Source organism: Endozoicomonas arenosclerae (assembly GCF_001562015.1).
Classification (GTDB): Bacteria; Pseudomonadota; Gammaproteobacteria; order Pseudomonadales; family Endozoicomonadaceae; genus Endozoicomonas_A; species Endozoicomonas_A arenosclerae.
In genome coordinates this window covers 1-25,123 of record NZ_LASA01000014.1, presented here as the reverse complement: position 1 = coordinate 25,123, position 25,123 = coordinate 1, and the positions used below count along the sequence as shown (strand labels likewise).

Sequence of the window (25,123 nt, the reverse complement as noted above, 5' to 3'; positions counted from 1 at the left end):
TAGCCAGGTCAAACCGCAGCAGTCTTCAGTTTCAAAAACACCTGCTCTTCTTCCGACATCATCGGAGCAAGCTCCTCAAAAACCGTCTGATGATAATCATTTAACCACTGTCGTTGAGCATGGCTTAGTTCTTCAACATTGATGGCTCTTGTACAGATAGGAGCGAGCGTAATCGCTTCAAAGCTGAGGAATGAGCCAAACTCGGTTTCTGAATGCTCTTTGATCAGCATGATGTTTTCTATGCGCACCCCATGAATGCCTTCACGGTAGATGCCGGGCTCATTGGTGATGACCATGCCGGGCTTCAGGGGTTCATCAATCAGTTTCTGACTGAATCCTTGTGGCCCTTCGTGAACGTTCAGGAAGAAGCCAACTCCGTGTCCGGTGCCACAACCGTAATCAATACCCTCTTTCCAAAGCGGTCCTCTGGCCAGAATATCAAGGTTGCACCCACAGGAACCTGTCTTGAAAACGGCCATGGAAAGGTCAATATGACCTTGAAGCACCAGCGTGTAATCTTTCTTTTCCTGTTCAGTCAGCTCGCCATAAGAGAAGGTTCGGGTGATGTCCGTCGTGCCGTCCGGGTACTGACCACCGGAATCCACAAGGAAAAAGCTTCCGGGCTGAACGGTTACATCGGACTCTTCAGATGCCGCATAGTGCATCATGGCGCCGTGTTCCCGATAGCCAGCAATAGTGCGGAAACTGTCTTCTTTATAGCCGTCCATTTCAGCACGAAGTTGAGTGAGTTTTGTTTCGGCAGACAGCTCAGTTACTGTTCCCGAAGGCACTTCCTCTTCCAGCCACTTCATAAAACGCACCATAGCAACACCGTCTTTGCGCAGGGCCTGTCTGAAATGTTCTGTTTCGGTGCTGTTTTTGATGGCTTTCATCAATGTGCTGGGATTTTTACCTTCAACCGCCGAAACACTTTCAGGTAATGCATCAAAGATGGCTCGGCTGGCTTTGGCTGGGTCGAGTAATACAGAGCTGTTTTCTGGCAGGGTGGATAAACGATCCCAGACGCAAGAATAGAGTTGGGCTTCAACGCCGGATGCTGACAGATACTGAATGATAGTTTCATCCAGTTTGGCAGGATCAACAAAGACGGTAGCTTTTTCGGGGCCGATCATTAGATAGCTGATAAACACAGGGTTCATGGGCACATCACTGCCACGCAGATTCAATGTCCAGGCAATGTCATCCAGTGTTGTCAGCAAGTGATAATCGGCATTGCTTTCAGCCATGCTGGTACGGATTTCAGCCAACTTTTCCTGCGTAGTTTTTCCTGCATAGCGGTCTTCATGACGAAAGACGGATTCAACAGGCAGGGCGGGGCGGTCTTCCCAGATAGCAGACAACAGATCATCATCGGAACTCAGGGTAACGGGTTTATCCGAAAAAGCCTTTAAAACGCCTTTGGCCTGATTCTGACTGATGACAGTGCCGTCGAAGCCAATGACGGCACTGTCTGCCAGCGTATCCGCCAGCCATTCATTCAGATTTGGAACCCCTGGGTTAAACATTCTGAACAGTGTGATGCCCGAGCCTTCCAGCTCTTTTTCGGCCTGGATAAAGTAACGCCCATCGGTCCATAAACCGGCTTCTTTCTGAGTAACAACCAGAGTACCGGCAGAACCGGTAAATCCGGACAGCCAGGCTCGTCCTTTCCAGTAATCAGCAACGTATTCGCTATTGTGTGCGTCACTGCTCGGAAGAATCCAGGCATCGATATTTTTCTTGCTCATCAGTTCCTGGAACTGACTGACACGATCTTTGATGGTTTCCATAATTATTTTTGTTCCACAGGTGCTCTTACTGGTCGTTGTAACGGCCATCTTGCAGTCTTCTGAGATTCAGGGAATTCTTACTGTCGATGGTCTGGGGTAATAATGTTTCAGGTGTATTCTGGTAACAAACCGGTCGGAGGAATCTCTGAATGGCAGAGGAACCAACTGATGTGCCACGACTGTCTGATGCTGCCGGATAAGGACCGCCGTGAACCATGGCATGGCTCACTTCAACACCGGTTGGGAAACCATTAAACAGAATGCGTCCAGCTTTCAGCTCCAACTCATGGAGTAAAGCTTCTGCGCTGTCATGGTCTTTTGGCTGGCAGTGAATGGTGGCTGTGAGCTGGCCTTCAAGGTTTCGGGTGAGATTCAGCATCTCATCCAGGTTTTTGCAACGCACGACCATGGCGGAAGGGCCAAACACTTCTTCACCCAGGCTGTTGTCGTTTAAAAAAAGTTCAGACGTTACGCTGAATAACATGGGGTGGCATTGGTTTGCCGCTATGGCAGATTTGCAAGAGGTATGAACCGTTATGTCTTTTTTACTGAGCAGCTTATCGACCTTCTGAACATAATTTCTGTAGATGCCAGGGGTGAGCATGGTTTGAGACTCAGTGACATCAAGCTTCTGGCTTATTTCATCAATGAGAGAGTTCAGTTGTGGACTGTCAATGGCAATCAGTAATCCCGGGTTGGTACAGAATTGGCCTGCGCCCATAGTTAAAGAAGCACTATAGCCTTCAGCAAATTCAGAAGCCCGGGTGTTCAGTGCATCAGGTAGAAGATAGACCGGGTTGGTGCTGCCCATTTCTGCGAACACCGGGATGGGTTCCGGTCTGGCTGCAGCGAGTCTCATCAGGGCTTCACCACCGGCCTGCGAACCGGTGAACCCAACAGCCTTTATCGCAGGGTTCGTCACCAGTTGTTCTGCCACTTCCAAACCTTTATCGAATAGAAGTGAAAATGTGCCTGGGTGCAAATTGCAGTCTTTAATGGCTTGTTGAAGAGCGCGCCCCATGATCTCTGACGTACCAGGGTGTGCACTGTGTGCTTTAACTACAACAGGGGCTCCAGCTGCCAGGGCTGAAACTGTATCACCACCGGCTACAGAAAAAGCTAGGGGGAAATTACTGGCACCAAAAACAGCAACAGGGCCAAGAGGGACATAACTGCGACGTAAATCCGGCCTGGGCAAAGGCTGACGATCAGGTAAAGCTGAATCAAGGGTTGGAGACTGCCAGAGTCCGGTTCTGACCACTTCAGCGAACATCCGGATCTGGCCAATGGTTCGGCCTTTTTCACCTTGAATTCGTGCAGCGGGCAGTCCAGTTTCAGAACAGGCGACAGTAACGAGCTCCTCATCCAGTTGCTCAATACGGTCAGCCAGACGATCCAGAAAGTGGGCGCGTTGCTCCGGTGAAGTGCGTCGGTAACTTCCAAAAGCTTCGGATGCCAGCGTGCAGGCTTTGTTTACATCAGCCTGGGTGGCACTGCCATAAACCGGGCCTGTTTCAGTATGGGTGGCCGGATTGATGGCTTGAAAAGAGCTGCCTTGTCCCTGGACCTGATCCTGGCCCAGTAACAGTTTTCCTGCGATTGACATGAGGTTCCTCGTTCTTTTTATTGTGTTCATTCTTTTTGCCCAAAGGCATCGAGAATGGTTTCCTCTCCCACGGCCGTTAGCTGAACGATCCATGGCAATGAAGCGGCTACTGACTGAATGGGTAGTTTCAGTCGTGTAGCGGATTCTGTTTGTCTATGGTCACAGGCGACTGTATGACAGACTTTCCAGATTTAATCAGGAAGACTGATTTTGCTTCAGATAGCCCACCAGTGCGTCGTACGACTCCAGGATATGTTCCCGGGTTAACTGGGCTGCCAGTTCTGCATCGCCCTTGGCGCAGGCTTCGAAAATACCCATGTGCTCTTTTCTGGCTGTGTCCATTCCGTCCGTCAGGATCAGCTGGGCACGCAGATAAGGGTCAACCCTGTCGATGGCACCGTCAATCACCTTGAGGTGGTAAGGCCGGTTGGAGTCTCTGTACAGAGTTTCATGGAACAGCCGGTTCCATTCTCCCCATCTTGAGGGATCGGTTTCTTCACCGAATGAGTCGCAATAGGCGCGGGCTTCTTCCAGTGTTTCCTGGGTCATATTCTCAACGGCCTTGACCATAATCAGCGGCTCAAGGTTGGCTCTGAGTTCATAAATTTCAGCCACCATATCGGTAGACAGGGGCGTCACCACATACCCTTTGTGGCGTTGGTTAAACACCAGCCCCTGGCTTTCGAGACGCATCAGCGCTTCCCTGACAGGAATACGGGAAACATTAAACAGTTTGGCAACGTGTTCCTGCTTTACCGCTTTTCCGGCCGGTAGACGACCGCTGATGATTTCATCCCTGAGCGCATTAAAAATAATTTCTGAAGACGAAGCGGTCTTGGTCAGATCTACAGCGCGAGATTTTATTTCTTCATACACAATCATGTTCCTTGTTCTAGTACGTGAAAAATATTCTGACTGGCCATTTTTGCTGTTTGAGGCTGGCACAAAATATTTTTCTTCGCTCTTGGCTGTTGATGAGAGGTATTTTCAGAACGCTCGACACTGATTCTGAACACTCTCAAATACTGTGACTTGGTCAACAAATTCGACTTCTTGTCCAACCGTTACATTGTATCCGAGAGTCAGAAGTAAAAAAAGTATTGCATATTGGATACAATATGCAATACCGTATGAGTACATTATTTAAAAACAATAAAAATAAAACGAAATCCTTTTCCCTCTTTCTGATGGAAAGCTCATAGATACCAATAAGGAAATAAGAAAAATGTGGTCAGGTGTTATTCCAGCAGTCACTACTAAATTAAGTGACCGGGACCAGCTGGATCTTCCGGAGATGAAACGTTGCTTTGACTATATGATGGCTGCAGGCTGTGACGGCTTTATTGTCGGTGGCTCTCTGGGTGAAGGCTCCATGTTGAGTACTGAAGAGAAATTGACTGTTCTTAAGCTGGCAAAGGAAGCCAGTCAGAATAAACCAACACTGTTAACCATTAATGAAGCTTCAACCAGAGATGCCTGCTCACTGGCAGAAGAAGCCCGCCGTGCAGGGGCTGATGGTTTGATGATCGTACCCAGTCCCATCTATCACACCGATGAGCGCGAAACCATTGCAGCCCTTAGAGCGGTTGCAGAAGCGGGTGATTTACCTGTTATGATATATTCTAATCGTGTCGCCTATCGGGTGGATGTGACTCCCGGGATGATGAAAGAACTGGCCAAAGATTCTCGCTTTGTTGCCATAAAGGAAAGCTCGGATGATATTCGTCGAACCACAGACATCATTAATGAGCTGGGTGATCGATACAACATTCTTACGGGCGTAGATAACCTTGCTTTTGAAGCAATAACAGCAGGCGCAGTGGGTTGGGTCGCCGGTCTGGTAGTGGCATTCCCCAAAGAGTCAGTAGCCATCTATCAATTGATCCAGCAGGGGCGCCATGACGAGGCGCGGGCCATTTATCGCTGGTTCCGCCCTTTGTTGGATCTCGATGTATCCACCTATCTGGTGCAAAACATCAAACTGGCAGAAGCCATTGAAATTGAATCCACTGAGAATGTTCGTGCGCCAAGATTGCCTTTGGTCGGTGAGCGCAGAGCCCATGTAGAAGCCGTTGTTCGGGAGGCCATCGCCTGTCGTCCCGTTCTGCCAGAACTGGGTTAAAAAAGTTTAAGCACGCAAGAAGTACAGGGTTGTAAGGGTTTGCGTGACTCTGGTCTGAAAATTGCTCAGACCAGAGTATTAGAAGGTGGGAGGGATACCTTGAATAACAAAGCAGTAGACGTTCTGGTTATTGGTGCCGGCATTATTGGTCTGAGTGTGGCCGAAAAGCTGGTGGACCAGGGGCTGAAAGTCACTCTGATTGAAAAAGAAGAAGTCGCCGCCGGGGCCAGTCGTGGCAATGCCGCAGGGTTGGCTTTTTCAGACATCATGCCTCTGGCTTCACCGGGCATGGTAAAAAAATCAATCAAATGGCTGATGGATCCATTAGGGCCTTTTTCCGTAGTGCCCGGTGACCTGCCCTTTACCATGACCTGGTTGCTGCGCTTTCTTCGTGCATCCCGTTCATCTCAATTCGAAAAAAGTATTGTCGGTCAGGCCAGTCTGATGGAGCTTGGGCAAACCAGCTTTCAGACCGTTCTGGAGCGAACCGGACTGAAAAGTATGATCAGGGACAATGGCGCCCTGCATCTCTATCAGAGCCGGGAGAGCTACCGCCGGGATCAGGCGAACTGGCAATACAGGGCCAGGCACGGGCTGGACTACTCATGCTACGAAGGTCAGGCGTTGCATGAGTTCCAGTCCGGCCTTTCAGACCGGTTTCTGGCGGGTGTTTTTGTGCCCGCCTGGAGCTCGGTGTCCGATCCGGCAGATTACTGCCATGCCTTATACAAACATCTTATTCGCCGTGGCGCATCTGTCGTCTATGGCGAAGTCAAAAGTATTGATCCAGGCAATGGATCACAAGACCGAACTGTAGAAGTGATCCTTGACAGCGGTCAGCAGCTGGAAGCCAGACAGGTGGTGATTGCCGCCGGACCCTGGTCTGCCGAACTCAGCAAGCAACTGGGCGACAAGGTTCCAATGGTGGGGGAGCGTGGCTACAACACGACACTCCCCCAGGCTGCACTTTTAAATCCGATTGAGCGCACCCTGGTCTTCAGTGATCATGGCTTTGTGTTCACTCCTCTTGAGAACGGTTATCGCATTGGCGGAGCTTCAGAGATAGCCAGGCTGGACCGTGCCCCGAATTACCGTCGATCAAAACTGATGGCGGAAAAAGCCAGTCAGTTTTTGCCTGGGTTGGAAATCAAGGAGGGGAAAGAGTGGATGGGAGCCAGACCGTCAACCCCTGATACCCTGCCTGTGATTGATTATTCGACCCGATCCAGAAATATCGTTTATGCGTTTGGTCATGGCCATCTTGGCCTGACACAGTCAACGGCTACGGCACAATTAGTGTCGGAGCTGCTGCTCAGGGAAACACCGAGCATTGATATCGAGCCATTACAAGTGAAACGTTTTGCGTGGAGATAATAATAACTATGGCACGTCATACTTTCTTCTGTATTGATGGACATACCTGCGGCAACCCAGTGCGTGTGGTAGCTGGTGGAGCACCGAGACTGCAGGGCAAAACCATGCTGGAAAAGCGGGCTCACTTTCTTGAAGCGTACGACTGGATCAGAACCGGCCTGATGTTTGAACCCAGAGGCCATGACGTGATGTCCGGTTCCATTCTGATGAAGCCGACCCGTCCTGACTGCGATGTGGCCATTCTGTTTATTGAAACGTCGGGTTGTTTGCCCATGTGCGGTCACGGAACCATCGGGACAGTGACCATCGCCATTGAAAATGGTTTGGTTACACCCAGGGAGCCGGGAGTACTCAAGTTGGATACGCCTGCAGGTGTAGTAACAGCAGAGTACACAATGAAGGATGGCTATGTTGAAGAAGTACGAATCACTAATGTGCCGTCTTTTTTATACCGTGAAGGCCTGACTGCCGACTGCCCGGGACTGGGAGAGATTACGGTAGATGTTGCCTATGGCGGTAACTTTTACGCCATTGTTGACCCTCAGAAGAATTTTTCGGATGTCGAAGACTACACCGCTGCTGACCTGATCCGATTCAGTCCCTTGCTGAGAGCAGCCCTCAATGAAAAGTATGAGTTTCAGCATCCAGAACAGCCGGATATCAGAGGCTTAAGCCATATCTTATGGACAGGAAATCCGGTAGCAGAAGGTGTGACCGCCAGAAATGCAGTGTTTTATGGTGACAAGGCAATTGATCGTTCTCCCTGTGGAACTGGAACCTCTTCTCGGATGGCGCAGTGGGCCGGGCAGGGCAAACTGTCAGTGGGCGATGAATTCATTCACGAAAGCTTTATCAAATCGGTGTTCAAAGGCCGTGTAGAGAGTAAAACGACAGTGGGAGAGTTTGAAGCCATTATTCCTTCCATTGCCGGTTGGGCCAGGGTGACCGGCAATAACACTATTTTCATTGATGATCGTGATCCTTTTGCCCATGGATTCATTGTGAGGTAGTGCCATGAGAAGCCGACAAACCCTGCATGTTGTCAGTTGCCATGCAGAAGGGGAAGTAGGAGATGTCATTGTTGGCGGTGTAGCGCCTCCTCCCGGAGAAACATTGTGGGAGCAGTCTCGCTTTATTGCTGAAGACAACCGTCTGCGAAATTTTGTGCTCAATGAACCCCGGGGTGGCGTCTTCAGACATGTGAACCTGTTGGTACCGGCAAAACATCCTGAAGCCCAGATGGGCTGGATAATCATGGAGCCGGAAGATACCCCTCCCATGTCGGGTTCCAATTCCATGTGTGTCACCACGGTGCTTCTGGAAACCGGCATTTTGCCTATGAAAGAGCCTGTGACGCATTTGACACTGGAAGCGCCAGGGGGGCTTGTACGAGTAGAAGCCCATTGTCGTGATGGCAAAGTTGAGCGAATCAAGGTGGCTAATGTGCCTTCTTTTGTGGACCGGATGAATGCGGTTCTGGAAGTGGAAGGCCTGGGCACCCTTACTGTGGATACGGCATTTGGCGGTGACAGTTTTGTCATGGTCAATGCCCGTGAACTGGGCTTTGAACTGGAGGCTCACGAGGCCCGCGATCTGGCTGAGACAGGCATCCGCATTACCAATGCGGCCAATGAACAGCTGGGCTTTCACCACCCTGAAAATAAAGATTGGCGACATCTGTCATTTTGTCAGATACACACGCCAGTCTATATGGAACAGGGTCACAAGACGGTCAGGAATACGGTTGTAATCCAACCAGGCAAACTGGATCGTTCGCCAACGGGCACCGGGGTTTCTGCACGGCTTGCAGTGCTCCATGCCCGGGGTGAAATGGCAGTGAATGAAAAGCTGGTGATGAAATCGATCATTGATTCTCGCTTTGAAGGTCAGATTCTTTCTACTACTCAGGTTGGAACCAGGGCGGCTATTACTCCAGAAATATCAGGGCGGGCCTGGATCACTGGGATTCACCAGCACATGCTGGACCCTTCCGATCCCTGGCCAGAAGGATACCGGATCAGTGATACCTGGCCGGATTTAAAGGGAGATAACCCATAATGGACATTCCATACATTACTCCTGACAAGGTTGAAGCATTCTTATCATGGAATGGCGTTATGGAGGCGATGATTGAAGGCCATCGCCACGAGAAAGCCCAGATAGACGACATGTTTTTACGGCAGAGTGACAATACCCTGCTCAATCGTGCTGCGGCCATCCAGGGGCTGGGCATGGGAGTGAAATGCGCGAGCATCTTTCCGGGAAACCCGTCGCTGTTTCCTCCCCAGCCTTCTGTGAACTCAATGTTTCTGCTCTTTAATGAAAGCACCGGAACAGTGGACTCCCTGATTGATGGCAATTTTCTTACCAAGTGGAAAACGGCTGGAGATTCCATTCTGGGTAGCCGCTTTCTGGCCAGACCTGACAGTAAAACCCTGACGATACTGGGGGCTGGTGTGGTGGCGGAATCTCTGATCTCAGCCTATGCCGATGCATTTCCTAAACTGGAGCAAGCGCTGATCTGGAATCGCAGCCATGTCCGGGCAGAAAACCTTGCAGATCGTCTGACCTCTCTGGAGTTACCGGTCAATGCTGTATTGAGTTTGCAGGAAGCTGTTGAAAAAGCGGATATTTTATCATCCGCCACTATGTCCAGAGAGCCTTTGATCAAGGGTGATTGGGTTCAGCCAGGCACTCATGTCGACTTGATTGGTGCTTTTCGACCAGACATGCGTGAAGCGGATGATGATCTTCTGAGTAAATCCCGACTGTTTGTTGACGCCAGGGAAACGACACTGGAAGACATTGGTGAACTGATGATTCCTCTGGAGAGTGGGGTGATTGGCCGGGAAGATGTGCTGGGGGATTTCTATGATCTCTGCAATGGCAGTGAACGAAGAACTTCGGATTCCGAGATAACCCTTTTCAAGAATGGCGGTGGGGCTCACCTTGATTTGATGACAGCAAAATATATTTGTCGTGTAGCCGACTCCCTTCAACGGTTCTGAATCCGGTCAAAAAAATAACAATAATATTTCTTGGGCATTGCTTCGATGAACGTTTCATATCCTTTCAGGAAAGGGCTGTTGGGCTTTTCCCTGATCTTTCTTACGGCCTGTTCGGGACCCTGGAATAATCCCAATGGACCCGAGCAGCAAGACAAGATTACATACAACGCCAGTTATGTCAGCCAACCCAAGCATCTGGATCCGGTTCGGGCTTACAGTTCTGATGAAGGCATGTTTACCGATCAAATCTATGAGCCGCCACTTCAATACCATTATCTGAAACGCCCTTATGAGCTGGAGCCCATGACGGCTTCAGCCATGCCTTCGGTGACCTATCTTGATGAACAGTTGCAGCCACTGGAAGAAGATGCGAAAGATCCAGCCTTCAGTCTGATCACAATAAAATTGAAGCGGGATATTCTCTTTCAGCCTCATCCGGCCTTTGCCCGAAATGACCAGGGAAAGTCTTTATATCTGTTTGATACCGCTGAGCAGAGCAAAGATTATTTATTACTGTCGGATTTCCCTGAAACAGATGCTCGCCAACTGGTATCCGATGATTATATCTACCAGATGAAACGCATGGCAGATTCTGCCAATAAGTTTCCGTTGTTTGGTTTGATGTCCGACTACATCGTCGGAATGTCTGAGCTGTCTGATGAGATCAAAGCGGCAAAAGTGAAAGGTGAGTGGTTGGATTTACGGCAGTTTAATCTGGAGGGCGTTGAGCGGATCGATGAGTTAACTTATACCATTCGTATTAAAGGTATCTATCCGCAGTTTGTTTATTGGCTGGCTATGCGCTTTTTTGCTCCTATTCCCTGGGAGGCTGACCGTTTTTATCATAATCCCGGGTTTATTGATAAGAATCTGGTGCTGGACTGGAACCCGGTGGGAACCGGACCTTTTATGATGGTCAGTAATCAACCGAAACGGGAAATTATTCTGGAGCGGAACCCTAATTACCGTGAAGACTATTACCCATCAGAGGGTTCTGAAGACGACAGAGCTCGAGGGTTCCTGAAAGATGCGGGCAAGCGGATGCCCTTTATTGATCGGGCTGTCTATCGTATGGACAGTGCCACTCCCCAGTGGGCCAAGTTTATGCAGGGTTACTATGACCGCTCGGGTGAAGACTCTTCCAACGTGAACTCAGCCACTTTTGATCAGGCATTTACCGTAGGCCCGGATGGCTTGGATCTGACTCCGGAACTGATCGCTAACAATATCCAGGTGGATGAAGAGATCCGACCTTCCATTAACTACACCGCTTTCAATATGAGAGACCCTGTGGTGGGTGGGTACACAGAAGACAGGCAGAAGTTGAGACAGGCCATCAGTATTGCCTGGGACGATCAGGAGTACGTCGATATCTTTGAAAATGGCCTGGGTAAAGCCGCCCATGGTCCAGTACCTCCTGGTTTGTATGGATACCGGGAAGGTCAGGCAGGGATGAATCCCTATGTCTATGACTGGAACGAAACAACCGGCAGGGCCGAACGTAAATCACTGGACTATGCCAGACGACTGTTGTCTGAGGCCGGTTATCCCAATGGGCGTCATAAAGAGACGGGTGAACCGCTGATCTTATATCTGGATACTACCAGCAGGGATAATAGCCCGAGCTCCGACTGGATGCGCAGACAGTTGCAAAAGCTGGGCATTCAGCTGGAGTTCCGAGTGACGGATTTTTCCCGATTCAAGGAAAAGATCAGGCAGGGCAATACCCAGATTTTCAAATGGGGCTGGTTAGCGGATTATCCGGATCCGGAAAACTTTCTGTTTCTACTGGACAGTCGTCAGGGCAGCCTGAAGTGCCAATGCGATGGCTCCAATTACATCAATTATGATCGGGCAGATTACGACGCTCTTTATGACAAGGTGAAAACACTGACGAATGGTCCTGAGCGGCTGGCCGCCATTCACGACATGGTGGCGATGGTGCAGAAAGATGCGCCCTGGATCTGGGGCTATAACGTAAAAGACTATTTTCTTGCGAACCAATGGTTGTCGAATACCAAGCGACATGGTATCAGTTACTCAACATTAAAATATGTCCGGGTTGATCCTGCCATGAGGTCACAGTACCAGCAGGCTTGGAACCAACCCAATCTGGTGCCTCTGGCGGGAACATTATTAGCTCTGATCGGGCTGATGATTCCCGTAATGGGTGCTTTCCGTCGTCGACAGAAACTGACCATTGAAACAGATGACTGAGGGACTCTGATCGCATCAGACTCAGAGAATCTCAGTGAATAATAAGAAAGGATTCCATGAGAAAAAGACTGACTGCGATCGCCATCCCTGTGCTCTGTGTTGCCGGAGCTGTGTCGGTGATGAAAATTTTCGAGAAAAAAACAGGGCTCATTATGGGTTTCAGGGAGGTGAAGTAAACTCGGTTTTCCCGACTGTTAACTCACATCGTGCCAGGCAAAAATACTGGCATGATGATGAAGTTCCATGACCTCCTCGATAATGCAAAATGTTACGAACAGTTAAGGCAGTTACGCTGGCCTTCAGGCGTTTGCTGCCCACGCTGCGGCAGTCAGAGCATCATAAGACGGGGAAAGCACAATGCTCAGCCTGACAAGCAGCGCTACGAGTGTAAGAAATGCCAGCGTGACTTCGACGACCTGACATTATCAGTGTTTTCCGGGCATCATCAACCGTTGAAAATCTGGATGCACTGCCTGTACTTGATGTCCCTGAATCTTTCGAACAGTCAGATAGCTCACGAACTCGACCTGAACAAGGATGACGTACAGAAAATGACTCAGCAGCTGAGAGAGGCTGTCTGCGAAAAAAGCCCTGATGTCTTGCTTGAAGGCGAGGTAGAGTGCGATGAAGTGTACGTTGTAACCGGTCATAAAGGAAATCCGGATGCAGTGAAAAAAAAGGCCGCAAAGGACGCAGAAACCGATTAAAGGGCGCTCGTGGCAGGGGTACGCTGGAAAAGGAAAAGCCTCCGATTTTCGGTATGATTCAGCGCAAAGGGCAGGTTGTTATACGCATGCTTGAGAATGTAAAGCAAAAAACGATCAAGCCACTGGTTGAAGCCACGATAGCACCAGGAACCCTTGTATTCACAGACGAGTACAGCATCTACGACAGGCTTGAAGAGTGGGGCTATGGGCATAAGTCTGTCTGCCATGGAAAGGGCGAATACGCAAGAGATGAAGACGGTGATGGATTTCATGAAGTTCATGTCAACACAATGGAAGGGTTCTGGTCTTTGTTGCGATCATGGTTACGACCGCATAGAGGGATTTCACAGGAAAAACTGCCTTTGTATCTTGGTTTTTTTGAGTGTTTGCACAATATCAGACGACGGGGGAAAGCCGCTATTTCTGGGTTGCTGGAGATGCTTCTGAGTTAACTCCCTGAAACCCATAATGAGCCTACGGCACAGAGTGAATCGAGGGTGTCCCATATATTCGGATTGTCCAGTGGTATACGGGTCATCAGCTCTAGACCGGCTACCGACACGGCAACGGAGATCAGGGCATAGATGAAGCGGCCTTTTTCAGTAAATTTCTGGTTTCTTATATCGTCTTTGAGTGATTCTATTTTCCAGAAGTACATCAAAAGCTCCTTATTTGATGAGTGAGAGAGGGAAAGCAGAAGCAAGTCTGCCAGGGTACTGAAGTGTATACATCATAAACGACATTAACCATGCTCCAGTGATCAGGCTCAATGTCCGCAAGAATAGACACGTTTAATATATTCATCAGCCCTAGGATAGTAACCGTCAAAGGTTGCTGATTGATTTCTTCCCGGCAACGCAGTCCAGACCTCCAGTGCATGGGAGATACCGCCATGAAAATTGTTCTTATCAAAGCTTCTGCGCCCAGTGAATTCAAAGAATACAAGAAGACCCGTGGAGGCCCTCCACAGTCAATCTTCTCCGCCGCTGCGGCAACGCCCGATCATCATGAGCTTGAGATGTTTGATGAAACGATAAGAGCGGTAAAACCCGGCAAAATAAAGGCTGACCTCGTTGTACTGTTTTTCTCAACGCCTGATGCCATTCGGAGTTATGAGCTGGCACAGGTTTTTCGTGATAAAGGTATCCAGGTCATTGTTGCCGGTTTGCATGCCACTTTTATGAAGAATGAGGCTGCACAATATGCTGATGCGGTGTTAACCGGAGAGAGTGAGAACGTCTGGCTGGAGATTCTGGCCGATGCCGAAAAAAGACAGTTGAAGCCTTTATACCAGGGAACTCAGGTCGATCTGGCCACGATCAATCCCTATCCCACAGATCTGATTCATCACTCTGACTATGACGGGATCTGGTCCGTGCTGGTCAGCAGAGGCTGCCGTCATAAATGCAGCTTCTGTCTGGTACCCGGTATGTTGGGAAATACCCGATACCGTCCGGTACAGGATATTGTCGATGAGATCAGTCAGCTGGACACCGACTGGCTTGAACTCCACGCCGATAATCTGACCGATAACCGGGAGTATGCACTGCAACTGTTCAAGGCTCTGGAGCCGCTGGAAATCAACTGGGTGGGTGAGACCACCATCAAGATTGCTGATGATCCCGAGCTTCTGGAGGCTGCAGCACGTTCTGGTTTGCGATATCTGCTGATTGGTATTGAAACCCCCTCCAAAGCGGCACTGAAATACTCCGGAAAAGGATTCGTCAAAGCAGAAAACATCAAGGAGCAGATTCAACGTCTGCATAATTATGGAATCATTGTCGATTCTGCTGCCATTCTTGGTTTTGATGAACACGATACCCGAATCTTCAGGGAGAGCGCTGAATTTTTCGATGAGGTAGGTGTGGATGTTTGCGTACCCGTCATCATGATTCCCTTTCCGGGTTCAAGAGTGTACGAACAACTGGAAAAAGAAGGGCGCATTCTGACCCATGACTGGTCTCAGTATGATGGCAGTCATGCTGTGTATGAGCCTAAAGCTATGAGTGCGAGGGAGCTGGAAAAAGGAGCGGATGATTTTTACTACCAGTTCAATTCACCGGGACGCTACATCAAAAGAAAAATACGACAGATAGGTCAGCTAGGCGTGTCGTCTACTTTTAGTATCTAAGTGATGCCTGTTGAACGTAAAAACCCCGGAAAATCCGGGGTTTTTGGGTTAGAGGGATATAGTCCGGTTACTCAATATCAAGTTGAATGGTCATGCCACTGTGGCTGCCTTCAATCATGATATGGTTCCAGCCATTGCCCAGGTCGGTGGTTGTGATGCTTTCTGTATTACCGCTGTTATTAGAGCGGGCAGTGAACTGGGTTTCACTTGGCCATGTGGTATTGCTGTAGTACAGGGTAGCGTCTCCGGAGCCATGCTGGGTTCTCAGTGTGGCCCGGGTGGCGCTGGTGGTATAGAAGTAGAAGTAAACCTTGTTGCCAGTACTGCTGGTAACACAATAAGGCTTACCACTTTCCATATTGACGTAATCGGTTGCAGGTTCCGAAGCGCAGGCATTAACCAGTCCGCCAGGCACTGCGGCTCCAACAGTCACGGTTGCAGTGGAGGACGCTGTAGCGCCGTCGTCGTCAGTAACCGTCAAGGTTGCCTGATAAGTACCTGCAGTGCTGTAGGTGTGTGATGGGTTAGCAGATGTGCTGGTCGCGCCATCACCAAAACTCCAGGCGTAGCTGGCAATACTGCCATCGCTGTCGGTGGATCCGGCACTGGAGAAGCTGATGGCAGCATTGGCATTCCCACTGTATGGACCATTGGCGTTAGCTGTAGGTGCTGAGTTAGGTCCGGCTACATCATAAGTCACCGTCAATGTTACATCCGCAAACGTCTGATAACCTTTAACTCTCACGTACCAGCGACCGGCAGAAGGGTTGGACTGGCTACAGGTTTCTTCGTTGCCACTAATATAAGGTCTGCACGCATAACTGGAGTCAGTGGGCTCAGAGCCAAACTGTGTGTAGAGGTCAGCATCACCGCTACCGCCACTGATCTTGAAGACAACATTGGTAGCATTTGCAGGGATATCGATGAAGTAGATGACGTCTTCGCCAGCATTAGCTCCAAGACCCGTTACCGGTACACCTGATTCCAGCTGGTTGCTGGGAACCTCAGTAATTTCTGCGGTGGTCGTGGCTGTAGCTGTTTTGCCACCGTCGTCAGTGACAGTCAGTGATACCGTGTAAGTACCCGCACTGGCGTAGGTATGGCTCGGACTGGCTGTAGTACTGGAGTTACCGTCGCCAAAGTTCCAGCTGTAACGGGTGATGGTACCGTCGGAGTCAGAAGATCCGGCACTGCTGAACAGAATGGAACTTCCCAGCTCAGCAGAGTAGGGGCCATTGGCATTAGCGGTTGGGGCAACGTTTTCGCCACCTGTGGGAATAGGTCGATCGTATACAACACGCAGTGATACATCACTGTAATCAAGGAAAGGTACGATCATGACATTGTAAGTACCGCCCAGGTCGCTGCCGGTAAACTCACACACTTCTCGCAAACCTGGAGCCTTGAATGGAGCACAGTCAGACTCGTCGGTAGTGGGGACTGAATTGTGGCTGATATAAAGATCCGGATCAGGACCGCCTTCCAGAGTGCTGCCGTAACCGCCTGGAATTTCAACCATGACACGAGTGGCATCCGCAGGTACTGTGAAAGCATACTTTTTGGGCGTGTCGCCTTTCTTGGCTGACATGTTCTCTTCTTCATGGAGTACAACCCGCTCACAGCCTTCACATAGAGTAGGATCATCCATCTTTACAGCCATCAGGCGTGCATTGGAGTATGCAGAAAATGCATGCACGGTAACATAGTAAGTACCTGTCGTTTTAGGGCTGACAATACCCACGAACTCAGGTGTTCCTGCTGCCAGGAAAGACTGATAGTCGTAAGTCCAGTTAGTACCGTCAAAAGAAGGTGCCTGACCATGTCTAACATAAAGGTCTGGATCCTCTGCGTAACCGTCCAGATAAAAAGCCACCACTTCAGTACCGGCTTCAAGATCAATAGTGTAAGTGTCAATGTCGCCTTTCTCGGCAGCAAGGCCGGGAATTTCCATTAATATTTCACCTTCGGGAGGTGCATCAGCTCCTGAACCATCCCAGGAGTGAGGGCTGCCAGCTACATATTGACTCAGACCCACCGATACCAGGTTCTCATCAGTCCAGAGCGAAGAGCGGGCTGGATGATGAAGTGCAGCATACATACGTTGAGCCTGTTGCTGGGTGAACATGGCGTAATTGTCGGTGTAGTGCATGAAGTTTTCAGTATTCGTAGGCTCACCCAGACAGTTTTCCTGGTTGTTGGCCATGGAACTGTTGCTCATCTGGGGAGTATCACAGACACGGTCACCGCTGTGGGCACAGAAGATCTGGTTCTCAGAGCTGCAGGTGTTGCCATCGAAAGTGTGTGGCAGGTTTAACCAGTGGCCGAATTCATGGGTTAATACCGAGCGGAAGTTCTCGCTGGTATTGGTGCCAAGAAAAGCACCGTTGTATACGACACGGGCCAGTCCGTCGTCTGACATGCTGGTGGAAGGATACCAGGCAACCCCCGAGTTATTGGTCTGACCATCGCCACTGAGATCGTTCATGATATAGATGTTCATGTAACGATAGTTGTCCCAGGCATCAGCTGCGATCTCAGCATTTTTTGCGGCACGGGCAGCATCATTGGGTGCATCATAGTTACCGTAGCCAGAGGCAGCACCATGACGAACAATACCAGTGGTTGGGTTTCCATTGGGGTCAATCTGAGCCAGTACGAACTCAACGTTCATATTCTCACGAATGGCCTGAAACTGTGCTGCGATGGGACCATCCTGGGTATTCAGGCCCTGGAAGTCTTCATTGGATTTGCGCAGTGCATCCTTGATCACGGAATCAGGGGCACAGATACCACCGGTATCGCAGTTATGCTCAGAGCCATAAATATGGAAGACGACAGGAATAATGTATTCACCTTCATCTGCATTACCAATGGCTGTAGGCGAAACAGCCATGTTCAGCTTGCCGAACTGCTGACTGATCTTGCTGCCTTCAAAGAATTGTTTTTCATTCGGGCTGGGTTGCCATTGCTGACCATTCTCATCGGTGCCACAAACATGGCCTCCGGTTTTCAGGTGATCTGAAACAGTCAGTTGTTTTAATAAGGTAGAGGCACTGGCTGTTGAAAATGATTGTAGTGTCGAACTGCTCGGAGGCTTTTCCCCGGCATTGGCTGATAAAGCCGTCACCAGGGATAGGGCAGTGATGGCTGCACCTGTCCGGAATTGTTTGAGCATTATGATTCAATCCTTTCAGACGTTATTGTTTTTATTGATTCCCCTGGCTGACAAACTGCTGTCATCTCCACTGCTTTTTATGAAGCACATCGGTCACCCGACCTGGAACAGTTATAAGCCCCTTTTTTAAATTCGTTTCTACAGCCCAATCCTTGTTAAAAATCCACGAACTTTATGTATCTTCTTTTTGGCTAATTTATATTGTATACAATATGTAAACACGCTTTTATCCCGATTTTGAGACTTGTATCACGAAAAATTGAAGATGGCTGTCGGACGATAAACGACAATGATTTATAAAAAATTAGTATTAATAGGCGTACAGAGTAGTAGAAATCAGGTGCTGAAATTGAAGCATTAGAGCACTAATGAAAGGACGAATATTGAATATCGACATGCCAGTAATCTCTTTGCAACTACTTTGTTTTTAAGACTTAATAAGAGGAACTGTTAAAAATTATGTTGAGAAGAAAAGCAGTAATGAAATGTTTAACAGTAAATAATTGAAACTTTTTTTAATGCCATAGTGAGTTATGGCACAGAAGTGTTTTTTATCGAATTTTTCTTTTTATGGAGAAATTAAATTGATTGCTGGAATCTATCTCCATGATTATTAATGCTAATTGCATATATTACTTTTCTGATTCTGCCATTGAATAAACTCTTTTAATGTCGTCTAGATGACAGCTAACATCCTTCTTAAGTTAATTTTAATATCTAAAAATTATTTGAAACTTGTTTTATTTTTCTTTCGTATCTAAGAGTGCTTAACGGAAAAATCTATTCATTGTTTAAGAAAAATCTTTTCTTACGACAACGGGATTCTATTAAGTATCGAAAATAATGGCATTAATTTGTCAGGGGGAAGTTTTGCCCTGAAGACTTGTAATCAATAACAAGTCAGCTGACGAATAAAGCTTAAACCACCATGGAAGGAGAGAAACTATGAGCAATCCAATTACTAACAAAACCTTTGATTTCTTCGTAAATAACAGTCTGAATCGTGCTGAAACCGATTCTAAAGAGTCAAAAGGATGTGACAACCTTGATGCCTACAGAGAGGTTTTCTTACCGAATCTGGGTATCAGTCTTAAAGTGAATGCGGATATTCCAGAGCAGCTGGGATTTGAAAAAGCCAATCTGGTTTCCGTACACAGATTGATTGAATCAGACGATCTGGCCATGACAACAAAGGCTTTGCATTCCATCATTGGGGCTAAAAGTGATGTTGTTATGAGTGCACGCCCTCCCTTTATCAGAGAGGCTGAGCCCGTTGAAACAACAGGTTCAAACCATACGCAAGTAACTGATAACGCGATACCTTTGAGCTCAGTTCCATCAGAGGCTTATACAGTCATTGATGCAACCTGGCATGATGCGAGTAAAGTGCATATTCGGACCGAAGGTAACCTCTTTGGTGAAAGCGGGCTGCTGGAAGTTGATCTTGATACGATTTCAATTCCATTAGTGAAAAGTTCGGATGATATTTACGGCGATGTTGCCAGTGCATTTGGTGTCCAGATGTTCAAGGATGGCGATGTGATTCCGGTAAAGTGGGACGGTGAGCTATACACCTCTCAATATTGTCTGGGAAGAGGAGGGCAGTATGAACAATACAGAATGGAAAAAGGCAATGGGTTCTTTATTGAAACCCATCCGTTCCCCCATATCTATACGTCACCTTCAAAACAGGACGAGATTATAGTCACGATCGGAAAAGATCTGGGTAATGGTCAGTTTGCCCTGGTGAACTTTGAAGTACCCTACGGTACTTGCATTCTGGTTCCTGGTAATACGATCCATGCTGATGTATTCACCAGAGGTGACATTATTGCAACGATTGGTGAGTCTGAAGCGGATGTTGTTCTGATTCATGACAAGTCTGATCATCTGGTTAGATTGAACCAGAGGCCGCTGGGCTTGAATACTGAGCGATGGTTAGACCTGGTATAAACAGGGTGGCGCAATCCCCCTGACCGATTGATTCGGTTAAGGGGGTACTCATCAGATATTAAGTAGGGAAAGGAGTGGAACGAGTACTGATATTCAGAACAGCACTCGTTACATTTATTGATTCAGGGCTTATACGTTAACCGATAAACCACCTTGCTGAAATCGTCGGTGATATAGATTTCGCCATTCTGTCCCTGTTCAACAAAAGCGGGTCTGCCGATGACATTGCCGTCTTTCAGAAACCCGGTGACCAGATCTTTTTCTTCTACTCTACCGTCTTTATCCCAGTGCAGACTGACCACTTTATAGCCATCTTTTACGGAACGGTTCCAGGAGCCATGAAGGGCAACCATGGCGGCATCTTTTAATGCCGGAATGTCATCACCTTTAAAGAAGGTAATACCCAGAGGGGCATTGTGGGCACGAAATTTATGGTAAGGGATAATGGCTTTTGCGATTTCGGCTTCATGACCTTTGCCAAAATCCGGGTCGTGTACATTATCGCCATTGGCAAAGGGCCAGCCATAAAAGCCTCCGGAAACGATGTGGTTCAGTTCATCAGGTGGGAAGTCATCGCCCAGAAAGTCTCTGCCATTGTCTGTAGCGTAAAGTTCACCCTGGTTATCCCAGTCGAAATCTACCGAGTTTCTCAAACCAGTAGCCAGTATTTCCCGGCCACTGCCATCGGGTTGGTAACGACTGATGGTGGAACGAAGCTCGTCTTTCTCGATACAGACATTGCAGCTGGAACCTACCGACAGATATAACAAACCATCGGGTCCGAATCGGATAGTACGCGTCCAGTGACCACCGTCGGTGGGCAAACCGGTAATGATGCGTTGATACTCACCGGTTGTCTGTCCGGTTTTCTGATCAAATTTGACTCGACCAACGGCTCCCAGTTCAGCAATGTAAAGCCAGTCTTTATAAAGTGCCAGACCGTGAGGGTTATCAAGATTATCAATGATGTTATGGCGACTCTCGCTGATGCCATCGCCATTCTTGTCAGCCTCGAGGAAAGTGACTTCACCTTTTCGGGGTTGGCTGAGAATAAAGTCGCCTGTGCTCAGCTGGCGAATCACCCTCGGGTGGGTCAGATCCTTGGCAAAGATATTGATCCTGAAGCCTTCGGGTACAGAAAAGCGTGAATCAACGACGCTGGTATCGGGGGCTTCCCCACCAATGATATCGCCCAGGGATATGTTGACCGCATAGGGAGAAGGTAATAGGAAAATACCGGCCAGAAGGATCAGAATCAGGCTGCCAGCGATTAACATTAACCACTTGAATATGGCTTTTATTCTACTCATGGAGGCTTAACCCCGGTGCTAAGAAACGACATTATTATGGTGTAGCCAAAAGAGACTAACACAGTCAGTGGAAGTGGGTAATCGGAAAGGTTTCAGACTCCTGTCGGATGACAGGATCCTAGAGATAAGATCTGGCTTTGTATTGTTGATATTCAATACAAAGCCAGAGTCTTTTACCAGTAAACGGGTTTGTTCAGGGCTTCCACACATCGGGTTTCACCTGAAATCGGGGGAATGGTATCGCCAGTCAGGGACTGAGCCAGCCAACCATGAGGGTGACTGAGCTTCTGTGGAGCTTTGATAGTCTCTTCGCTAATGGCCTGAAAGCCAACCTTTGAGTAATACCCGGGATCGCCATAGGTCAGCGCCAGTTCAACACCGTTTTCTCTTAAATGGTTCAGGCCAAACCGAATCAGTTTCTGGCCAATGCCTTTACCCTGTTGATCCGTGCTGACCGCTACTGGCGAAAGGATGAAGGCACCGGTATCAGATTCAAGAGAAAAACGGCTGAAGAAAATAGCACCTGTAAGATGATCGTCGTCTGATACGACAAAGCCTATTAAATCTTTGGCATCAGTAGTCTCGATCATTTCTGAGACCAGGGCGCCAATCGTTTCACCTTCGTCTTTCCCTTCAGAATCAGAAAAAACCTGCTTAAAGAGCTCGATAACCGCTTGCGACTGTGCTTGTTCAAATATCGAAAGATTCATATATCCACCAGGAGGGGCTGAGTTAGAAATCAGGCCCAAGTCTATTTCCTATTTAATGCGATGCTGATATTACAACAAGTCCTGACTGAATGATCCAGGTTGGCGAAACTCACAGTGAGCAACCAGAATGTGTGACTCGCTTTTATATTATGGAGCCAGATATGCAGACTCTGCTAAATTTTATGTCTCTGTCTGTTTTTCTCTGTTTTTACTCGTTGAGTGTTCAATGCAAGCTTGTTGAACCAATCCCCGTCGAAATGCAGCTGAATCCAGAAAGCATGGGGCTGCTGGATGCGGGTTTTCCCTCAGATCATCTTAGAAAAGAGAATGAAATCCACTGGCAAAGCTGGTTTTATCCCGGTTTTGCCTGGCCTCTTAATCAACTTGAAAGTCGCTATTTTCATGCAGCAAACACCTACGGAGGCGGATTTTCACCGGCTACAACGCTCTTTCTTCGCTTTAATCAACCAGCCATCTCAAACGATTTAATCTGCATGCCGCCCGATTGCTCGAAAAGCAAAACCATAGAATTGATTAACCTGACAGAAGGCAGTGATGATTACGGTCAGAGCCGATCCGTTACCGCGACTCTTTCCAAAGTAGGCTTTGATGAATTTGAAAGTGTCCTGCAAGTCAGGCCTGAAGGAGTGCTTCTGAAAGAGAAGCAAACCTACGCACTGCTAGTTTACGAAGACTTCTTAAAAACACCTTTCCAACTACAGCCGTCCGATGTATTAAAACAGTTACTTTCGGCACAGGAGCCAGAAGTAGAGAGTGATTTACACAGGAGCTATCAACCCTTAAGGCAATATCTGAAGAAAAATCCCGCTCATACCAAAGCAGTGGCGGCTGCATTGGTATGGACAACCGGCGAACCTACAAAATCACTCAGGGATCAGGTAGCCCATGTGATCAATACCAGTGAAAAGTACCGGGACTACTTAATAGAAGGTGTTGATGGAGAGCTGAGCACGGAAGAGGTTTGTATCATCAAGGGAACCTGGCAGGCGCCATTGTTTCTTGATAAAGGACCCAGGCTGTATGCTGAAGGGGGGTTGAATCTTGATCCGAATGGTCTTGTTGATGCAATGGAAATCAGATCCATCGACTTCTATCTATCCATTCCTCAAAAAGCTGAAATGCCGACACAAGGCTTTCCTTTGCTGATTTATAACCAGGGAACAGCTGGGTCGGCTACACAGTTTCGTACCCGTGGTCAGGTCTTGGAAAAGGGTAAAACCGATTATCTCACTCACCCGCGTCTTGGCAATGTCGCTGAGACAGCAGCAGAGCAAGGTTTTGCTGTGGCAGCTATGGCGACTTACATGGGGACAGAATATTGTCTGAAAGATGCACCGTACCCAGTTACGGCAAAGACTTGCCCTTTTGTGGCCTACAACCCGGCGACCCCCATTACGGTAGTGGCCTCTTTCTATCAAATGGTTTTGGAGCGGATACTTTTTCGCAGGATGGTGCAGTCGATTACACTGGAGAGCCATCAGCTATGCAGTGAGGTGGCATCAACACAAGCTTCTTTTGATCCTGACCTTCATGTGATGATGGGCCAGTCTCTTGGCGCCATGGTAGTGGGGGCCGCAGCCGCAACAGAAGAAAAGCCATATCAGGGAATAATACTGTCTGGAGCGGGTAACTATGGATTGGGTCTAGCGCTGGAATTTTCAAAACGTAACCTGGGGCAACTACAGGAAAACTTTCTTTTCCTGGCGCAAGCCGGAGAAATCACCGGGAATCCTTTTCATCCTGTCTGGGCTATGGCAGAGCATGGGTTGTCCACGGCTAATGTCGCCTTACACCTGAATCGATGGATTCATTCCCGTGAACTGAACACGCATGTGCTGGTTATCGAAGGCACTTTTGATTCAATGGTGTCACCTACCATGCAAAAAGCCTTATTGAAGGGGCTCGAAATTGATATGGCCGGAACAGAGCCTGCAGACTTGCCAGACAGTCAGAGGTTAGTGCCTGAAATAGAAACCTATGGTCGGCAGCATAAAAAGTGTGTCAGTCAAAACAGAAAGAACGTATTCACCGGGAAAAGTTTTACCCATGGGGTAATTCAGTATCCCAAAGACGGTATCCTGTCCGGTCATCATGTGGCTTTTCAACTGCCATCAGCAAGAGCGCAGTACGGCCACTTTTTAAAGGCTTTAAAGGAAGGGCGGGCACCTGCTGTTGGGGCTGAAGGTTGTCAGTCTGTTTCTACCAATTGTTCTTGTAACGAATAAGTCTTTGGACAGAGAGTAGCATTGGTCAAATTAATCGAAAATCAACGAATGTTATGATTTCTATAATTACAAATAATAACCTCATATTCATACCTGTGGGCATGAAATCAATTTTTTACTATTTGGTTTTTACCCGGATGATATGGTGGCTTTTGAAAATAAAGCTACAGATGATGAATATAATAAAGGGTGAAAATAAATTAATATTTTTATCGAAAGCTATTAAGTGTGATTAATTTCGGTAAATGAATCAGCTTTATTTTGAGTAAAACAAAATGGTCTAATAAAAAACTGAAATCCACTTCAGTGTATTGAAAATCTGATCTAACTTATGAGTTCATGAATTTTGAATAGTCGTTTCTTATTGCCCCGGTCTTAAATTCAGGGCCTGTCTTTTTTTGACTTCCAATTTAATTGATTCCATCCGTCGGCAGGTGTAGGTCACTTATGTCCAGTCGTCTTTGCTCTCTTTTTTTACTGGTTCTGTTTGGCTTTCCAGCCATTGCTATTGCAACGCCCTGTGATCCCAGGGCAATTGCATCAATCTGAACACTCGAAGATAAATTTCTTGTAAACTCTCTATCCAGTTTATTCGAGTCTCCTAGAGTAGTTCATCCGCATGGAAGCCAAGCAGTACCAGCCACTAGCTGATTTTTTAGCCAAAGTTCCTGATCCTCGCTGCCCCGGCATGTGTGATCACAACCTGCTCGATATACTTATCATTGCTGTATGCGCAGTCATATGTGGAGCGGACGAGTGGCAAGACATGGAGGA

The 25,123-nt window shown here is 48.0% G+C and carries 18 protein-coding genes and 1 pseudogene; 12 read left to right on the top strand and 7 right to left on the bottom strand.

Translation table 11 applies throughout. From position 1 onward, the window contains the following. Nucleotides 1-8: 8 nt before the first annotated feature. The 3 genes from WG89_RS01525 to WG89_RS01515 all read right to left on the bottom strand — a co-directional run bounded on the left by WG89_RS01525 (nt 9) and on the right by WG89_RS01515 (nt 4,272). Nucleotides 9-1,838, bottom strand: a complete 1,830-nt coding sequence (locus WG89_RS01525) for an aminopeptidase P family protein (protein WP_153301360.1) — start codon at nt 1,836-1,838, stop codon at nt 9-11. Then, nucleotides 1,816-3,396: an aldehyde dehydrogenase (NADP(+)) gene (locus tag WG89_RS01520; RefSeq protein ID WP_062260460.1), complete on the bottom strand. Its 1,581-nt coding sequence runs from the start codon at nt 3,394-3,396 to the stop codon at nt 1,816-1,818. The genes WG89_RS01525 and WG89_RS01520 overlap by 23 nt, the downstream gene beginning before the upstream one ends. A gap of 195 nt (nt 3,397-3,591) precedes the next feature. Then, nucleotides 3,592-4,272 (bottom strand): GntR family transcriptional regulator, encoded by a 681-nt coding sequence (locus tag WG89_RS01515; RefSeq protein WP_216638411.1) that lies wholly within the window; start codon nt 4,270-4,272, stop codon nt 3,592-3,594. Between the two features lie 349 nt (nt 4,273-4,621). On the opposite strand from WG89_RS01515, the gene WG89_RS01510 reads away from it, so the two are divergent. The 8 genes and pseudogenes from WG89_RS01510 to WG89_RS31595 form a co-directional block, all read left to right on the top strand. Then, nucleotides 4,622-5,518: a dihydrodipicolinate synthase family protein gene (locus WG89_RS01510; protein WP_062260456.1), complete on the top strand. Its 897-nt coding sequence runs from the start codon at nt 4,622-4,624 to the stop codon at nt 5,516-5,518. A gap of 99 nt (nt 5,519-5,617) precedes the next feature. Beyond that, a complete protein-coding gene (locus WG89_RS01505) occupies nt 5,618-6,892 on the top strand; it encodes an NAD(P)/FAD-dependent oxidoreductase (RefSeq protein WP_172806670.1) in 1,275 nt (424 codons plus the stop codon). Nucleotides 6,893-6,900: 8 nt separating this feature from the next. Beyond that, nucleotides 6,901-7,902 (top strand): 4-hydroxyproline epimerase, encoded by a 1,002-nt coding sequence (locus WG89_RS01500; protein WP_062260451.1) that lies wholly within the window; start codon nt 6,901-6,903, stop codon nt 7,900-7,902. A 4-nt stretch (nt 7,903-7,906) separates the two neighbouring features. Continuing rightward, nucleotides 7,907-8,950, top strand: a complete 1,044-nt coding sequence (locus tag WG89_RS01495) for a trans-3-hydroxy-L-proline dehydratase (protein ID WP_062260449.1) — start codon at nt 7,907-7,909, stop codon at nt 8,948-8,950. Then, nucleotides 8,950-9,900, top strand: a complete 951-nt coding sequence (locus WG89_RS01490) for an ornithine cyclodeaminase family protein (RefSeq protein WP_062260447.1) — start codon at nt 8,950-8,952, stop codon at nt 9,898-9,900. The genes WG89_RS01495 and WG89_RS01490 overlap by 1 nt, the downstream gene beginning before the upstream one ends. A gap of 45 nt (nt 9,901-9,945) precedes the next feature. Then, nucleotides 9,946-12,117 (top strand): ABC transporter substrate-binding protein, encoded by a 2,172-nt coding sequence (locus tag WG89_RS01485; protein ID WP_062260471.1) that lies wholly within the window; start codon nt 9,946-9,948, stop codon nt 12,115-12,117. A 227-nt stretch (nt 12,118-12,344) separates the two neighbouring features. Then, complete coding sequence (locus WG89_RS31600; RefSeq protein WP_216638410.1) at nt 12,345-12,824, top strand: transposase; 480 nt, start codon at nt 12,345-12,347, stop codon at nt 12,822-12,824. 14 nt (nt 12,825-12,838) lie between these two features. Then, nucleotides 12,839-13,276: pseudogene (locus tag WG89_RS31595) on the top strand (IS1595 family transposase); the annotation flags it as partial. Here the strand turns inward: WG89_RS31595 and WG89_RS01470 are convergent. Beyond that, entirely contained in the window at nt 13,273-13,482 is a 210-nt protein-coding gene (locus WG89_RS01470; RefSeq protein ID WP_062260443.1) for a hypothetical protein, read from the bottom strand. The pseudogene WG89_RS31595 and the gene WG89_RS01470 overlap by 4 nt on opposite strands. Nucleotides 13,483-13,716: 234 nt before the next feature. On the opposite strand from WG89_RS01470, the gene WG89_RS01465 reads away from it, so the two are divergent. Further along, the gene (locus WG89_RS01465; RefSeq protein ID WP_062260470.1) at nt 13,717-14,955 is read left to right on the top strand and encodes a B12-binding domain-containing radical SAM protein; all 1,239 of its coding nucleotides are present in this window, start codon (nt 13,717-13,719) and stop codon (nt 14,953-14,955) included. A 67-nt stretch (nt 14,956-15,022) separates the two neighbouring features. Here the strand turns inward: WG89_RS01465 and WG89_RS01460 are convergent, their stop codons facing one another. Further along, a complete protein-coding gene (locus tag WG89_RS01460; protein ID WP_079253600.1) occupies nt 15,023-18,130 on the bottom strand; it encodes a M43 family zinc metalloprotease in 3,108 nt (1,035 codons plus the stop codon). A 945-nt stretch (nt 18,131-19,075) separates the two neighbouring features. Between WG89_RS01460 and WG89_RS01455 the strand changes: the two genes are divergently transcribed. Then, on the top strand, nt 19,076-20,083 hold the full coding sequence (locus tag WG89_RS01455; protein ID WP_062260441.1) for a hypothetical protein: 1,008 nt from the start codon (nt 19,076-19,078) through the stop codon (nt 20,081-20,083). A 122-nt stretch (nt 20,084-20,205) separates the two neighbouring features. On the opposite strand, the gene WG89_RS01450 is transcribed toward WG89_RS01455, so the two are convergent. Further along, nucleotides 20,206-21,393, bottom strand: coding sequence for a PQQ-dependent sugar dehydrogenase (locus WG89_RS01450; protein ID WP_062260439.1), 1,188 nt, complete (start codon nt 21,391-21,393; stop codon nt 20,206-20,208). A 173-nt stretch (nt 21,394-21,566) separates the two neighbouring features. After that, a complete protein-coding gene (locus tag WG89_RS01445; RefSeq protein ID WP_062260437.1) occupies nt 21,567-22,103 on the bottom strand; it encodes a GNAT family N-acetyltransferase in 537 nt (178 codons plus the stop codon). A gap of 161 nt (nt 22,104-22,264) precedes the next feature. Here WG89_RS01445 and WG89_RS01440 point away from each other — a divergent pair, with 161 nt between their 5' ends. Both WG89_RS01440 and WG89_RS32820 read left to right on the top strand, forming a co-directional pair. Beyond that, on the top strand, nt 22,265-24,349 hold the full coding sequence (locus WG89_RS01440; protein ID WP_153301359.1) for a hypothetical protein: 2,085 nt from the start codon (nt 22,265-22,267) through the stop codon (nt 24,347-24,349). 619 nt (nt 24,350-24,968) lie between these two features. After that, a partial coding sequence (locus WG89_RS32820) for a transposase family protein (protein WP_172806667.1) occupies nt 24,969-25,123 on the top strand: 155 nt, incomplete at its 3' end.